Raw genomic sequence first — 14,095 nt, forward strand, 5'->3', positions numbered from 1 at the left:
CCCGGTCCCCCGTGCCGTATCGCAGCAGACAGGAACGACAGCCCGTGCGTGCCCCCTTCGTCCCCCGCGCCCTCACGGGCGTCCAAAGGTCCCTGACCTGGCTGATGGCGTTGGCCTACGCCGTCGCGACGGTCGCTCCCGCCGCCGGTCTGTGGCTGCGGCACCTGCGGTGGAGCGTGCCGCGCGGGGCCGGCGTACCGGCCGCCGCGCTGTCGCCGCCCTCGGCGCTGCTGGCGTTCGTGCTGTTCACGGCGGCCCTTCAGGTGCCGGTGCGGCGGCTGCCCGCGCTGGCCAGGCGCCCGGGGGCGCTGATGACCGGTACAGCGGTGAACGCGGCCGTGCCGCTGCTCGTCCTGCCCTTGCTGGCGGGACTGTTGCGGTTCTCGCCCGACACCGACGGCGGCAGCGGGCTGCTGACCGGGATCGCGCTCGTCGGCGCCATGCCGGTGGCCGGGGGCGCGACGGTCTGGGGCGGCCGGGCGGGCGGCAACCACGCGCTGGTGGTCGGCATCGTGCTCGCCTCCACGCTGCTCAGCCCGTTGACCACCCCGCTGACGCTCTCCATGGCCGCCGTCTTCGCGCACGGCCACTACGCCCACGATCTGGGGCGGATGGCCGGTTCGAGCAGCGGCGTCTTCGCGCTGGCCGGGGTCGTCGCGCCGTGCCTGGCCGGGCTGTTGGCGCAGCGGATGACGTCGCGGGAGCGGCGGGACCGCGCGCTTCCCGGTCTGAAACTGGCCGCCCTGCTGGCGTCACTGCTGTTGACGTACGCCAACGCGTGCGGTGCGCTGGGCGGTCAACTGCGGCACCCGCAGGTGGCGTTCATCGCCGCGTCGGTCGGTGTCGCGGCGCTGGCGTGCCTCGCGGCGCTGGCCGTCGGCTGGGGTCTGGCGCGCGGTATGCGCAGTGACCGGGCCGACACGGTCGCGATCACGCTGGCGTCGGGGATGAACAACAGCAGCGCGAGCGCGGTGCTCGCGGCGACTCATCTCCCGGCGCATCCGCAGGTGTTGATGCCGGTGCTGGCGTACAGCATCGTCCAGAAATTCGGCGCGGGGGCCGTGGACAGCTTCCTCGGCCCCCGCGCCGCCGCCGGATCCCGGCGGCGGCGCGCGCGACCGCGCGCCACGTCCGGCGCTACGCGCCTGCGTTCGCGGGCACGTCGCGGTGACTGACCGCCAGGAAGCCCACCAGTGCGGCGATCAGGACGGTGAGCACCAGGCTGACCGGTCCCGTGCCCCAGCCGAGGCCGCCGCGGTGGAGGGGTACGCCCATCCAGTCGGCGAAGGACGCGCCGAGCGGGCGGGTGAGGATGTACGCCCACCAGAAGGCGGCCACCGCGTTGAGCCCGAGGAAGCGGCCCGCGAGCGCCGGTACGGTGATCAGGACGGCGAAGACGACGCCGGAGGAGAAGTAGCCCAGGTGCAGGCTGCCCGCGGTGAGGTCGCCGGCCGCGGTGCCGAGCGCGAAGGTGGTCAGGACGGTCGCCCAGTAGAACGCCTCGCGGCGCGGGGTGCGGACGCTGTGGATGGACAGCGTTCCCTCGCTGGCGTACCAGGCGGTGAGCACGGCGGCGAGGATCAGCGAGAAGGCCACCGTGGAGACCGCGTACGGTACTCCGGCCACCACGTGCACGACGTCGGCGGCCATGGTGCCGAAGACGCTGACCATGACGATCGCCGACCAGTAGATCCACGGCGAGTAGCGCGGCGCGCGGAACTGGGCGACCAGCAGCGCCACGAGGCCGATCAGGCCGAGGCCGCCCGCGACCACCGGGCCGAGCGCGCGGGCCAGGAAGTCCGAGGTCGTCTCGCCCATGCCGGTGGTGAGCACTTTGGTCAGCCAGAACCAGGCGGTCACCTCCGGCACCTTGCTCAGAGCGCCGCCGGCCGCGAGGCCGCTCCGCCCCGTCCGCCGGTGCCGTACCGGACCGGCCCCCGCCGACTCGTACGGCACCGCTCCGACCGTCCGCGCACGCGCGGACCGCTGCTCCACAGGTTGTTCCACAGGACCGCAACTCTCCCGGCGCGCAGGCCGATTCCGCTCTCCGCACAGCACGGCCCCGAGCCCGCGCCGACCAGGGCGGCGAGCCCCGACAGGCCGACGACTACACGACTGTAGACGAATGACATGCGGGCGAATCGGACAGCCGGGCGGTCCGCGCCGATCCTTTGCCGACCCCTTACCGGGACCCCCGACGGACAGCGCCCACGGCGGTCGCCGCGGTTCCCGGAGACCGGCCGGGCGAGGCGGTCAGCGCAGCGTGGCCACGAAGCTGCGGCCGTACGCGTGCCGGGTGGTCACCTCGACGCGGGTGCCGCCGGGCACACGGGAGACGCGCACGCCGTCGTCGGCGGTGACCGCGCGCAGCGGACGCCCCTGGAGGACGAGCGTGATCCGGTCGCGCTCCGTGGTGGGGTCGGCGACGGCGAGGGAGATCACACCGTGCCGGTCCTCGCGCAGCAGGACGGACGCGGGCCCTTCGACGGAGAGCCGCTCGGCGTGGTGCGCGCCCGCGGTGAAGGTGTTGACGGCGAGCAGGCCCAGGTCGCGGTGGCGTATCGCCTGCGCCGCCGTGGAGTTGGCGACCACCGACAGCGGGCCGCGGGCGTACGACCGCAGGCGCGCCTCGGTGGCGTGCGGGACCAGGGCGTACGCCATGGAGACCGGCGCCGCTCCGGCGGCCTGCTCGACGCGGACGGCGAAGACCTGCTTGGTCACGGTGGTGTCGGGGTTGGAGGTACGGACGACGCGGCGGCTGCGGGCGACGGTGTCCAGCGCGACGGTGGTGCGCGGTCCGGGCCGCCCGTGTCCCCGGTCCGGTTGTCGCCGGTCCTCGAAGCCGTCGAGGAAGACGTACCCCACAGCCGTGCCCTGGCCCGCGTCGGCGTAGCGCAGCCAGGCCAGCGGCGCGGTGCCGGTGCCGGACCACGCGGCGCCGTCACGCAGCCGCCCGGTGACGGCGACCGGGCCCGCCGGGTCGGCGATCCGGGTGTCGAGCGTCGTGGTCACCGCGCGGCCCGCGCCGTCGCCGACTCCGGCGGCGAGGACGACGATCTCGTCGTCGAGCATGAACCAGGACTTCGTGGCGTCCGCGTTGCGGTAGACGACGAAGTCGTCCGGCAGGAGCCCGGCCCGCTCTGCCGCATAGGCGGCGTCGTCGGACTGCACGAAGGCGGCCGTCCCGTACGCGCCGAGGGTGGCGCCGCCGGAGAGGGCGTTGGTGGCGCGCGGGAAGTAGACGTAGGTGTTCTGCGACTCGGAGGAGGCGGTGAAGCCCTGGTCCGGGTTGTCGTACCAAGCGGTGCCGTACAGCTCGGGCACACTGCGCCGGGCCTCGACGGGGGCGGTGACGCCCGCGAGGCCGTAGGGCGACACGGCGGTGAGGTAGTCGATGCCGTAGGCGCGGGTCTGGTCCTGGCCGGTGAGATAGAGGTAGTGGGCGCCGTCGCCCTGGAACCACGGCAGCAGATTCTCGCCGCTCATGTACTCGTACTTGCTGATCCTGGCCGAACTGCGGGCCAGAGCGAAGGCGTAGCCGGGGCGGCGGTGGACGGTCCTGTCCATGGAGTTGAGGGCCGCGTGGTGCGCGGCCGGGACGAGGTCACCGGCCGGCGCCGAGGTGTCGGCGAGGATGTCGGCGTAGCGGACGACGGTCGTCGGGGAGACGAAGGTGACCGGGTCGAGGGCGGCCCGCGAGGTCTGCCGTACGTAGCGGACGTAGCCGGCCAGCGCCGCCGCGTCGTTCGCGGTGGCGTAGGCGCAGATGCCGGTGACGGCCTCGACGACGGTGGCGACGTCCGCGTATCCGGTGGTGGTCCTGGAGATCGCGCGGCCCTTGACGATCTCGGTCATCCACCCCTCGAAGATCAGCGGGGCGAAGCCCTCGGCGATCCAGCCCTGCACGACGCCGATCAGGTCGTCGCCCTGCACATGGCTGGTGCCGTCGAGCATCCGGACGGTCTGCACGACGCGGCTCAGCAGCCCGGTGCCGTACGAGCCGGTGTAGGCGACGGAGGCGTGCTGGATGAAGGAGCCGTCCGCGTAGAAGCCGTCGGTGACGCCGTGCCGTAGACCGTACGGGTCGATCGTGGCGAAGACCGTCAACTGGTCGGCGACGGCCTTGGACGTGCGGGCGTCGTCGCCGAGGACCGCGCCTTGCAGGATGCGGTTGGTGGTGATGTCGGCGAGGTTGGCGCCGGTGTGGAAGCGCGAGTCGAGGTCGACGTCGCCGTCCTTGCCGTTGCGCAGATAGGCGTCCATGGCGGCCACGAACGCGGCCGTGAGGTCGGGGCGGTAGGCGGCGAGGGCGTCCTGGAGGAGCAGCAGCGTCTTGGTGACGTGGGTGGAGATGCCGATCTCCCAGTTGAACCAGTTGCCGTAATAGCCCTTCGCCTGGTCGCCGTAATAGCCGTCGTAGAGGAAAGCCAGGCCGTCGATGACGCGCCGCTGCACGGCCACGTCGTCGCGCAGCCCGGAGCCCGGACCGCCGGGCGCGCCGGGTACGCGGGTCGCGAGCGCCGTCTCGTACAGGTACTGGAACGACGTCGTCAGGTTGGTGTCGCTGGTGCCGAGCGTCAGGCCGCCGAAGAGCTGATTCGCTCCTGCCGTGCCCAGCGCGGCCAGCCTGGCGCGGGCGGTCGACTCGATCGCGGTGAGCTTCGCGGAGACCTCGGGGCGGGCGTTGGACTCGGCGGTACCGGCGAAGACCGCCACCGTGTTGGCGATGAGCGCCGCCTGGTCCGCGCTCGCGCTGTGCGCGCCGCCCGCCGGGGCGGGGCCGTCCGCGGCTCGCGCGCGCAAGGGTGCGACCAGGGCCGTCAGGCTCGCCGCCGGGACCGAGGACAGCAGGACACGACGGGATATCGGCACGGCGGCGGCTCCAGGGAAACGGGGACGGAAAGCGCTTGCTGCATTGAAGCAACGCGGGCCACGCCTGTCACTACCCTTGCACGGCGTCCGCGCCGGGCCACGGGGGGAGGGACCGGTTCCGCACCTCGGGCCGTCCGCCGCCGACGGCATTGCGGCGGCGCTCCCCCGCGGCCACAGTGGGCACATGACTGACGCGGCGGCCCCGGACCCGACAACGATGCTGGCCACGGCCCTGCAGGAGGCCCGTGCCGGGCTCGCGGAGGGCGGCATCCCGATCGGCGCGGCCCTCTTCGGCCAGGACGGTCACCTGCTGGGCCGCGGGCACAACCGCCGGGTGCAGGACGGCGACCCGTCGGCGCACGGCGAGACCTCGGCCTTCCGGGCCGCCGGACGACTGCGCGGATACGGGCGCACGACGATGGTGACGACGCTGTCCCCGTGCTGGTACTGCTCGGGGCTGATCCGGCAGTTCGGCATCGGCCATGTGGTGATCGGCGAGGCGCGCACCTTCTCCGGCGGCCACGACTGGCTCGCGGAGCACGGCGTACGGATCACGCTGCTGGACGACCCCGACTGCGTCGCGCTCATGCGGGACTTCATCGCGGCGCGGCCCGAGCTCTGGTACGAGGACATCGGGGAGTGACGGCCGACCGGTCGCGCCTCCCCGAGGCAGCGGTACGGCGCGCCTGCGGCGGGAAATGCGCTTGCGGCGCCGTGACCAGGTGTTCCTAGACTGGGCGGTATGCCCGCCGTCGAGGTCTCCGCCGTCGATCTGCACCGCATCGCGTCCTTCCGCGCCGCCTTCCAGCGGCGGCAGGCCCGGCGCGTCGTCGAGTTCCCCGGCGGCGCGGCGGTCCTCAACAGCGCGTACGCCGCCTCCCACGAGCACAATCAGCTCGTCGTGGAGGGACCGGTGGCGGTGGACGACCTGCCCGCGTTCGCCGACGCCGTACTCGGCCATCTGCCGCACCGCCGGATCTCGGTGCTGGACGACGAGTTCGGCGTGCTGTGCGCGCCGACGCTGCTCGCGGCCGGTTACGAGCACGAGACGGAACTGGTGATGCGGCACTCGGGTCCCGCGCCCGCGCCGGACCCGGCCGCCGAGACCGTCACGCCGCGGGCCCTGCGGTCCGCTGTGCTGCGCCAGACGCGGCAGTGGCTGCCGAAGGCCGACGACGAGGTGCTGCGCCAGCTCACCGACCGCCGCGCCGCCCGGCTGCGGGGCGCGGAGCAGGTGCGTTTCCTGGCGGTCAGGGACGAGCAGGGGGCGGTCGGCGCGTGGACCGACCTCTACCTCGACCCGGCGGAGGGCATCGCGCAGATCGAGGAGGTCGTCACCGCGACCACGCACCAGCGGCGTGGCTACGCGGACGTCAATCTCGCCACCGCCGTGCACCTGGCGGCCGGGTGCCCGCTGCTGTTCCTGATCGCGGACGCGGACGACTGGCCGCGCACCTGGTACGCGCGGCGGGGCTTCACCCCGATCGGCCGCTCACACGTCTTCACCCGCGCCGCGTGAACCGCACGAGCCGCCTGAGCCGGGTGAACCGCCTGAGCCGGACGAGCCGGGTGCGCTGCCCGAGCCGCCCGAACCGGGTGCGCCCGCGCGGGAGCGTACGAGCACGGCGGCGATGTCGTCGTCGAGCTGTCCGTCGCTGAAGCGCAGCAGCTCGGCGCGGAGCTGGTCGAGCAGTTCCCTGGGTTCCACAGGCGGTCTGCCGTTCACCCATCGGCGCAGCGAGAAGAATGCGCCCGTGTCGTCGCGGGTCTCGATGACGCCGTCGGTGTAGAGCAGCAGCCGGTCGTCGCGGACCAGCGGGACGGTGTCCATGCGGTAGTCGGATCCGATCAGCACGGCCATGTTCAGGGGCGGTGACGGGGCGCTCGGGTCGAGGGACGTGGCCTGGTCGCCGCGCAGCAGCAGCGGCGGCGGGTGGCCACAGTTGAGGAGGACGGCGGGGCCGCCGTCTGCCGGGATCTCGACGAACAGGGCGGTGGCGAAGCGCTCGGGCGCGTCGCCGCCGGGGATCGACGCGCTGTAGCGGACCACGCTGCTGTCCAGCCTGCGCGCGACCGCCGCGAGGTCGGGTTCGTCGTGGGCGGCGTCGCGGAAACTGTTGGCGATCGCCCCGGCCGCGCCCGCCGCGTTCAGCCCTTTGCCGCGGACGTCGCCGATGAGCAGGCGTACGCCGTGCGGGGTGTCGGCCGCCGCGTAGAAGTCGCCGCCGATCCGGGCCTCCGCGGCGGCGGCCACGTACAGCGTCTCGACGTCCACGTTCCCGACACGGGGCGGCACCGGCCGCAGGACGACCGCCTGTGCGGTGTCGGCCACCGATCTGACCTGGGTGAGGGTCAGCTCGCGGTGCAGGCGGCTGTGCGCCGCGTATCCGGCCGCGGCGGTGACCACGACGATCGCCCCGGCCGTGAACAGCATGTTCGGGGAGTCGATGATGAGCGAGTCAGCGACCACCACGGCGGTCGCCACCACGCCCAGCGCGACGGTCGGGCGCACCGGCCACATGGAGGCGGCGAGCGCGGGAGCGGCGGGCAGCAGGCGGCTGATCGCGAAGTCGGTCGGAGTGGCCAACGCCACGACCATGATCACCACGGTCAGCAGGAGCGGGGTCAGGAGGACGGGATCCCATCGGACGTCCGGCCACCAGGAGCGCCAGCGGGATCGGATCGTCTTCACACCATCGAGCATAACGGGGCATATCAGACGCTACGTCTTCCCGGTCAGGCGGGTCGGCCGCTTCCTGCCGCGTACGCGACGGCACGTGAACCGCGCCGCGTGGCCAGTCCGCGGGGTCTCCCCCGACCGACCGACCGTACGTATGTACGTCCGGCCGCCGGATGCGATGAGTCCGCCCTACGGGGTCCACTCGTCGGCGAGCAGCCCGAGCACCACCTCGTCGAGGAAGGAGCCGTACGCCCAGGCCGCCCGCCGCAGCGTTCCCTCGACGCGGAATCCGGCGCGCGTGGCGGCGGTGATCATCCCGGTGTTGTCGGCGAGGGTTTCGAGCTGGATCCGGTGCAGACCGCGCACGACGAAGCCGTAGTGGCACAGCGCGCGCACGACGTCGGTGCCGAGGCCGCGACCGCGGTAGGCGGGGCGCAGACCGATCCCGAGGTGGGCGAGCCGGTTGTGGGTGTCGATCCCCCACATCGAGGCCGCGCCCGCCAGCTCCCGCGTCCGGGTCTCCACCACGGAGAAGACGACCACCTCCGGGGGAAGGCCGTTCACCGCGTACGGTGAGTCCGCCGTGTCCGGCGATATGGGGCGCCAGGGGCGGGAGTCGGAGCGGGACCTACCCACCACGTCGTCCTGCAACTCGGCGTGGAGCACCGGCACATCGCTCTCGAATCTGGCCCTGAGCTGGATTTTCTCGCCTTCTATCACCCGGCATTGCTATACCGGCCGGATGCGTCGGTCAACCGAATTCGAGGCCGGCGCCCGCCCCCCGTACCCGTGCTGAAAGAGGTCTCCCCCGTGAAGGACGAACACGAATTCCTCGCCGCCGCGGACATCCCGTGGGCCCCGGCGGAAGGCTCGCCGGGCGTCAGCGAGCGCGTGCTGTCCGCCGACCCGGCCGCCGACGGCGCGGAGCTGACCCGGCTCGCACGCTGGGAGCCAGGGCTCGACACGTCCGCCGCCGGGGTGATCAGGCACGCCTACTACGAGGAGGTCTATCTCCTGGAGGGCGAACTGGAGGATCTGACCCTGGGGAAGACCTTCACCAGCGGACACTTCGCGTCCCGCCCTCCCGGCATGCCGCACGGCCCGTACCGCACGGGCCCCGGCTGTCTGATGCTGGAGATCCGCTACCGCCCGAGCTGACCGGCCGTCCCCGGGAGCCGGGCGGATGGCGCGACGGTGGCATGCTGGACGGTGTGTCCACCATCCCCGCCGACGCGGAGCCGATCGTGGCCGAGGCGCCGCCCGGCGCCGCGGCCGAGCCGCTGATGACGCAGTGGTGGCTGGACCTGGCCTTCGTGCACTGGCCGGTGGAGCCGGAGCCGGTGGCGCCGCTGCTGCCGCCGGGCGTACGGCCCGACACCCTGCACGGCGTCACGTACGTGGGTCTGGTCGCCTTCCGCATGCACCGGGTCGGCTGGTTCCGGCTGCCCGGTGTGCCGTACCTGGGCACCTTCCCCGAGACGAATGTGCGGCTGTACTCGGTGGACGAGCGGGGGCGGCGCGGTGTGGTGTTCCGGTCGCTGGACGCGTCCCGGCTGATACCTGTCGTCGTGGGCCGGGGTGTCTTCCGGCTGCCCTATCTGTGGTCGCGGATGTCGGTGCGCCGGGACGCCGACACCATCACGTACACCAGTTCCCGCCGCTGGCCGGGGCCGCGCGGCGCGCGGGCCTCGCTGAGCGTACGGATCGGCGAGCCGGTCGCGGAGCCCACGGAACTCGAACACTTCCTCACCGCCCGCTGGGGCATGCACAACGCCTTCTTCGGGCGGCCGGTGTATCTGCCCAACGCCCATCCGCGCTGGCCGCTGCACCACGCCGAGCTGCTGTCCCTGGACGAGGACGTGGTGACGGCGGCCGGTCTCGCCCGGCCGCTGGGGGACCCGGTCAGCGTGCTGTACTCCCCCGGGGTCCCGGTCCGCTTCGGCCTGCCGAACAAGCCCGCGGGCATCCCGACCCCGTAGCGCGGATCCCCTGCCCTCACGGACTCTCGTCACCGGTCATCACAACCGGTCATCACCGCCGGGCTTTACGGTCGCTCATTCCCGCCGGCCTTTACGGTCGGCCGCGCCAGGCCACGGCCGGTTCCCGGAGCGTGCCGGCCGCGGCCGTCTCGGGGGCGCTGCAGTACGGCAGGCCGTCCAGCGCGTGGTCGGCGCAGAAGCGGGTGACGAGGTCGGCGAAGTCCGCGATCCGCTCGACCGGCGCGAGGTGGTCGGTCTCGTCGATGGTCAGGAAGGTGGCGGCGCGCAGCACCGCGGCGACCTCGCGGCCCATCTCCGGGGTGCACAGCGTGTCGTACTCGCCGGTGACGACCAGGCTGGGCACCGCGGGGACGGGCTCGGGCCGGTACCACTCGTGCCGCATCAGCCGCTTGTTGTGCTCGGCGGACTTCCGCAACTGCTCGGCGTCCTGACCGATCAGACCGCCGTACACCAGGCGGGCGACGGCCGCGTGCTTGCGTACCCGGCCGGTGCCGGGCGGGGACATGAAGCGGTCGGTGAGCTCGCGGGCGATCCGGTCGGTCTCGCCGCGGTCGATCATGCCGTCCCAGCGTTCCATGGCCGCCGCGTAGTCCGGCGGGATCCGGGTCGTCATGCCGACGAAGAACAGCCGCTCGACCCGCGCGGGGTAGTGCTGGGCGAAGCGCAGGCCGACGGCGCCGCCGAAGCAGGCCGCGACGAGGTTGACGGCGGGCACCACCAGCTCGTCCAGCAGATGCCGGACGACGGCGGCCAGGAAGTCGATGCCGTAGAACGCCGGGAGGAAGTCGGCGGCGCCGTAGCCCGGCAGGTCGACGGTGATCACGTCGGCCGCGGTGCCGATCCGCTGCTCGTGCCGCATCCACGAGTGCCGGTCCTGGGAGGAGCCGCCGAGGATCAGCAGGGGGGCGTCGACCGGCCGTTGGTGGTGCCTGATCCGGCAGGTGTACCGGAAGCCCTCGTACTCCAGAAGCCACTCACTGATCCGGGCGAATGGCCGCGCCGTGGCGCCGTCGCTCTGGGCGGGCACCGGGCCGGGCAGGCACGCGGTCGGCTCCTCGCGGGCGGCGGTGGCGAAGGACAAGGGGACTCCTGGGTTCGATGGCGGGCATCGACTCCTGCCTAACAGGGCGAACCGCCTCCGTGCGGGTCCGTGACCCGTTCGAGGGCGGTTCGCCGTGCCGCCTGCGCCGGTGGATTCGACATTCGTACACCTGGGGTACGAATGCCTCCCCCAATGGGCTCCCCCGGTCCGAACGCCCGTCGGCCGGCCGGTCAGCCGGGTCAAGGCGCCGTGCGCACCTCGATGAGCATCGCGTGCTCCGGGTCGAGCGTCGGCATGGGGATTCCCGCCGTGGCCAGGACCGCGCCGGGCAGCGGCAGCCAGCCCTCGATGGCGCGGGCCAGCCACGGCGGTGCGGTCGTCTGGTGGAAGGAGGGCAGGCCGATCTCGGTGCGGACGCGGACCTGGTAGGCGGTGGCGGGGTCGAGGCCCGGCAGCCGGACGCGTCCCGACTGGCCCTCGGGCGAGGTGGCGATCCGGGCCCACGCGTACAGCGCGGCCGAGCCGTCGGCGGCGACGACGCCGTGCAGCAGGACGGCGCCGCCCGCGAGGTCGGCGCGGACCACCCGTCCCGAGTGCAGCAGCGGGCGCTGCTCCCGGTAGAGCGCGGACCAGCGGGTGAGCCGGGCCAGTTCCTCGGGGGCGCAGCGGCTGAGGTCCTGTTCGATGCCCGCGTGGCCGAACAGGGCGGTGGCCATCCGGAAGGTGTCGGTGCCGGGACGGCTCGTGGTGTGGCTGGGCGTGGGGCCGACGTGCGCGCCGAAGAGTTCCGGCGGCAGCAGCTGGCCGGTCCAGCGCTGGATGGTCTGCCGTTCCACCGGGTCGTTGCAGTCCGAGGCCCACACCCGGTCGGTACGGGCGAGGATGCCGAGGTCGATCCGGCCGCCGCCGCTGGCGCAGCTCTCGATCTCCAGACCCGGGTGGCGGGCCTTGAGCGCGTCGATCAGCCGGTACAGCGCGAGGACCTGGGCGCGGCTGCCGGGCCGGTCGACGCCGCCGGGGCCGCGCTCGACCGCCTCGTGCAGCTCGCGGTTGTGGTCCCACTTCAGGTAGCCGATCCCGTACCGGCCGACGAGGGTGTCGAGCGAGGTGAGCAGATACTGCCAGGCGTCCTCGTTGGCGAGGTCGAGCGTGTACTGGTGCCGTGAGCTGGGTCCGAGACCCGCGGAGGGGCCGAGGATCCAGCCCGGGTGCTCGCGGGCGAGGTCGGAGTCGAGGTTGACCATCTCCGGCTCGACCCACAGGCCGAATTCCATGCCGAGGGAGCGGACGTGGTCGGCCAGCGGGGTCAGGCCGTCGGGCCAGACGGTCGCGTCCACCGTCCAGTCGCCGAGGCCCGCGGTGTCGTCGCGGCGCCCCTTGAACCAGCCGTCGTCCAGGACGAAGCGTTCGACGCCGACCTCGGCGGCCCGGTCGACCAGCCGCAGCAGCCGGTCCAGGTCGTGGTCGAAGTAGACCGCCTCCCAGCTGTTGAGGATCAGCGGGCGCGGGGTGGCCGGGTGGGTGGGGCGGGCGCGCAGCAGGGTGTGGAAGCGGTCGGCGAGCCCGTCGAGGCCAGCGTCGGACCAGGCGAACCAGCAGACCGGGGAGGTGTACGACTCCCCCGGTGCCAGCCGCACCTCGCCCGCGCGCAGCAGTTCGCCGCCGCCGAGCACCACGGCGTGGTCGCTGCCCGCGCCTTCCGGCAGCCGCTCGACGAGATACCGCTGGTCGCCGCTCCACCCGACGTGCAGGCCCCACACCTCGCCGTCCCGGAAGCCGAAGCCGGGCACGCCGACGGTCAGCAGGTAGGGCGAGTCGACGCCGGGCTTGCCGCGCCGGACCTCGCGGACGTAAGAGCCGTAGTGCAGCGGGCGGCGCTGCGGGGAGCGTTCCCTGCTCCACTTGCCGGTGAAGTCCAGTACCTCACCGGCGCGTTCGGGCAGCGGCAGCAGCAGGCCGAGCGCGGACAGGTCGTACGGCGCCGGGTCCGTGCCGGAGTCCGCCGACTGCCCCGCGGTCAGCTCGGCGTGCACCCCGAGCACGCCCGACGGCTCCAGGCGGTAGGTGACGGTGACGGCCAGGTCGCTGACCTCGTCCCGCAGGTGGATCACCAACTCACCGCCGCCGCCGGGCACTTCGCGCTGCTCGGCACCGGTCAGGGACGGCCGCGGGGTGGTCGCGGTGCCCGCCCGGTGGCCCTGCTGGGCGGGGCTGCCGGACCAGCCGTCTGCCTCGGTGGGCCAGACGGTGAACCGGCGCGGGACGTCGAGGGAGTTGTTGAGCACCGCGCCCTCGGCGGTCAGGCTCAGCGCGACGAGGTCCGCGTCCGAGAGATCGCCGAGGTCGGCGCCCCAGTGCAGGACTCTGGGCACCGGCTCGCCGAGTTCCACGACGAGGGCGGCGCCTGCCGCGCGCAGGGTCACGATCCGCGCGGGGATGGTGGTCATGAATGAGTCCTTTCCGCAGGTCCGGTGACCATCATCGTCATCGGGCACAAGGGCGCTGCCGGTGGGGTGCGGCAGCCGTGGCGGCTGCCGCACCTCACCGCGGGACGGCGACCGGGGTCAGACGGTGACGCGGTCGACGTCCGAGGCGTAGTCGGCCGGGTTGCCGAAGGTGACGGTGTGGTCGCCCGCCTTCAGGTGGACCGGAACGGTCACGGACCGCGCCACGCCCCAGTTGTTGTCGTTGCCGCCGGGCAGCGGGAGCTGGAACGACGAGCCGCCGGCGGTGACCACGGCGGTGCGGCCGGAGGACCCGTCCGCGTAGCCGAGCGTGAGCAGGTAAGTGCCGTCCTTCGGCGCTGTCACGTGGTTGATGGCGACCGAACTGTCCCCGCCGAGGTTGCCGATTTCCTTTCCGCCGGAGCAGGCGGGGCAGTCGGTGATGCTCGCGTTGCCGGTGAGGGTGTTGGCGGGGGCTTCCGCTTCGTAGGTGACGCGTCCGCCGGGGGCGGGGGTGGTGACCGGAACCTGTTTGCCGGGCGCGGAGTGGCGTCCCTTGGCGTCGTGGGCGGTGACGGTGAAGGTGTAGCCGGTGGCGGGAGTGAGGCCGGTGACGGTGGCGGAGGTGCGGCCGGTCGATCCGGAGCTGACGATGACCGAAGCCGTACGGCTGGCGCACGCCGGGGACGAGCCGGTCCGCGCCGTGTTCTCCCGCGCCGGGCACGCGCTCGGCCTCACCATCGCCTCGGTCGCCAACCTCATCGGCCCCGAGCGGATCATCATCTCCGGCGAGGGCGTGGCGACCTACGACCTGTTCGCCGACCAGATCCGCGAGACCTTCGCCGCCCAGGCGTTCGGCGCCGCCGCCGAGTGCGATCTGCTGCTGCGCCCGCTGCCGTTCGAGGAGTGGGCGCGCGGCGGCGCGGCCGTGGCGGCGCAGCACCTGTTCGCGCCGGTCAAGTAGCCGGTCGGGTTACGGGCCGGGGAACCGGGCGAGCAGCGGTTCGGGGAAGGGATCGGGCAGCGGGCGGGGCGGCCGGTCACGTAGCGGACCGGC

Annotated in this window: 12 protein-coding genes and 1 pseudogene; 6 read left to right on the top strand and 7 right to left on the bottom strand. The window is 73.3% G+C overall.

The annotated features are described in order from the left end of the window. Positions 1 to 44: 44 nt before the first annotated feature. Positions 45 to 1,175 carry a bile acid:sodium symporter family protein gene (locus tag ACFZBB_RS22105; protein WP_391124885.1) on the top strand — a complete coding sequence of 377 codons (1,131 nt, stop codon included), beginning with the start codon at positions 45 to 47 and terminating at the stop codon, positions 1,173 to 1,175. Here ACFZBB_RS22105 and ACFZBB_RS22110 read toward each other — a convergent pair. Together ACFZBB_RS22110 and ACFZBB_RS22115 are read right to left on the bottom strand one after the other, a co-directional pair. Further along, positions 1,138 to 1,878 (bottom strand): hypothetical protein, encoded by a 741-nt coding sequence (locus ACFZBB_RS22110; RefSeq protein ID WP_391125638.1) that lies wholly within the window; start codon positions 1,876 to 1,878, stop codon positions 1,138 to 1,140. The two genes, ACFZBB_RS22105 and ACFZBB_RS22110, sit on opposite strands and share 38 nt — an antisense overlap. A gap of 375 nt (positions 1,879 to 2,253) precedes the next feature. Further along, entirely contained in the window at positions 2,254 to 4,872 is a 2,619-nt protein-coding gene (locus ACFZBB_RS22115; protein WP_391124888.1) for a polysaccharide lyase family 8 super-sandwich domain-containing protein, read from the bottom strand. Positions 4,873 to 5,056: 184 nt separating this feature from the next. Between ACFZBB_RS22115 and ACFZBB_RS22120 the strand changes: the two genes are divergently transcribed. After that, positions 5,057 to 5,515 carry a deaminase gene (locus ACFZBB_RS22120; RefSeq protein ID WP_391124891.1) on the top strand — a complete coding sequence of 153 codons (459 nt, stop codon included), beginning with the start codon at positions 5,057 to 5,059 and terminating at the stop codon, positions 5,513 to 5,515. A 99-nt stretch (positions 5,516 to 5,614) separates the two neighbouring features. Continuing rightward, the gene (locus tag ACFZBB_RS22125) at positions 5,615 to 6,391 is read left to right on the top strand and encodes a GNAT family N-acetyltransferase (RefSeq protein WP_391124894.1); all 777 of its coding nucleotides are present in this window, start codon (positions 5,615 to 5,617) and stop codon (positions 6,389 to 6,391) included. On the opposite strand, the gene ACFZBB_RS22130 is transcribed toward ACFZBB_RS22125, so the two are convergent. Both ACFZBB_RS22130 and ACFZBB_RS22135 read right to left on the bottom strand, forming a co-directional pair. Next, positions 6,365 to 7,564, bottom strand: coding sequence for a SpoIIE family protein phosphatase (locus ACFZBB_RS22130; RefSeq protein WP_391124896.1), 1,200 nt, complete (start codon positions 7,562 to 7,564; stop codon positions 6,365 to 6,367). The two genes, ACFZBB_RS22125 and ACFZBB_RS22130, sit on opposite strands and share 27 nt — an antisense overlap. 177 nt (positions 7,565 to 7,741) lie before the next feature. After that, entirely contained in the window at positions 7,742 to 8,272 is a 531-nt protein-coding gene (locus ACFZBB_RS22135) for a GNAT family N-acetyltransferase (RefSeq protein ID WP_391124900.1), read from the bottom strand. 90 nt (positions 8,273 to 8,362) lie between these two features. On the opposite strand from ACFZBB_RS22135, the gene ACFZBB_RS22140 reads away from it, so the two are divergent. Both ACFZBB_RS22140 and ACFZBB_RS22145 read left to right on the top strand, forming a co-directional pair. Next, a complete protein-coding gene (locus tag ACFZBB_RS22140; protein ID WP_391124903.1) occupies positions 8,363 to 8,710 on the top strand; it encodes a cupin domain-containing protein in 348 nt (115 codons plus the stop codon). Positions 8,711 to 8,751: 41 nt separating this feature from the next. Further along, positions 8,752 to 9,531 carry a DUF2071 domain-containing protein gene (locus ACFZBB_RS22145; protein WP_391124906.1) on the top strand — a complete coding sequence of 260 codons (780 nt, stop codon included), beginning with the start codon at positions 8,752 to 8,754 and terminating at the stop codon, positions 9,529 to 9,531. A 91-nt stretch (positions 9,532 to 9,622) separates the two neighbouring features. Here the strand turns inward: ACFZBB_RS22145 and ACFZBB_RS22150 are convergent, their stop codons facing one another. From ACFZBB_RS22150 to ACFZBB_RS22160, 3 genes are all read right to left on the bottom strand, one after another. Then, on the bottom strand, positions 9,623 to 10,633 hold the full coding sequence (locus tag ACFZBB_RS22150) for an alpha/beta fold hydrolase (protein ID WP_391124909.1): 1,011 nt from the start codon (positions 10,631 to 10,633) through the stop codon (positions 9,623 to 9,625). A 200-nt stretch (positions 10,634 to 10,833) separates the two neighbouring features. Continuing rightward, a complete protein-coding gene (locus ACFZBB_RS22155; protein ID WP_391124912.1) occupies positions 10,834 to 13,041 on the bottom strand; it encodes an alpha-galactosidase in 2,208 nt (735 codons plus the stop codon). 117 nt (positions 13,042 to 13,158) lie between these two features. Then, entirely contained in the window at positions 13,159 to 13,779 is a 621-nt protein-coding gene (locus ACFZBB_RS22160; RefSeq protein ID WP_391124915.1) for a fibronectin type III domain-containing protein, read from the bottom strand. Here ACFZBB_RS22160 and ACFZBB_RS22165 point away from each other — a divergent pair. After that, positions 13,676 to 14,002: pseudogene (locus ACFZBB_RS22165) on the top strand (ROK family protein); the annotation flags it as partial. The gene ACFZBB_RS22160 and the pseudogene ACFZBB_RS22165 sit on opposite strands and share 104 nt — an antisense overlap. Positions 14,003 to 14,095: the final 93 nt, after the last annotated feature.

It is taken from the genome of Streptomyces sp. NPDC008139 (genome assembly GCF_042957025.1).
In the GTDB taxonomy this organism is placed as follows: domain Bacteria; phylum Actinomycetota; class Actinomycetes; order Streptomycetales; family Streptomycetaceae; genus Actinacidiphila.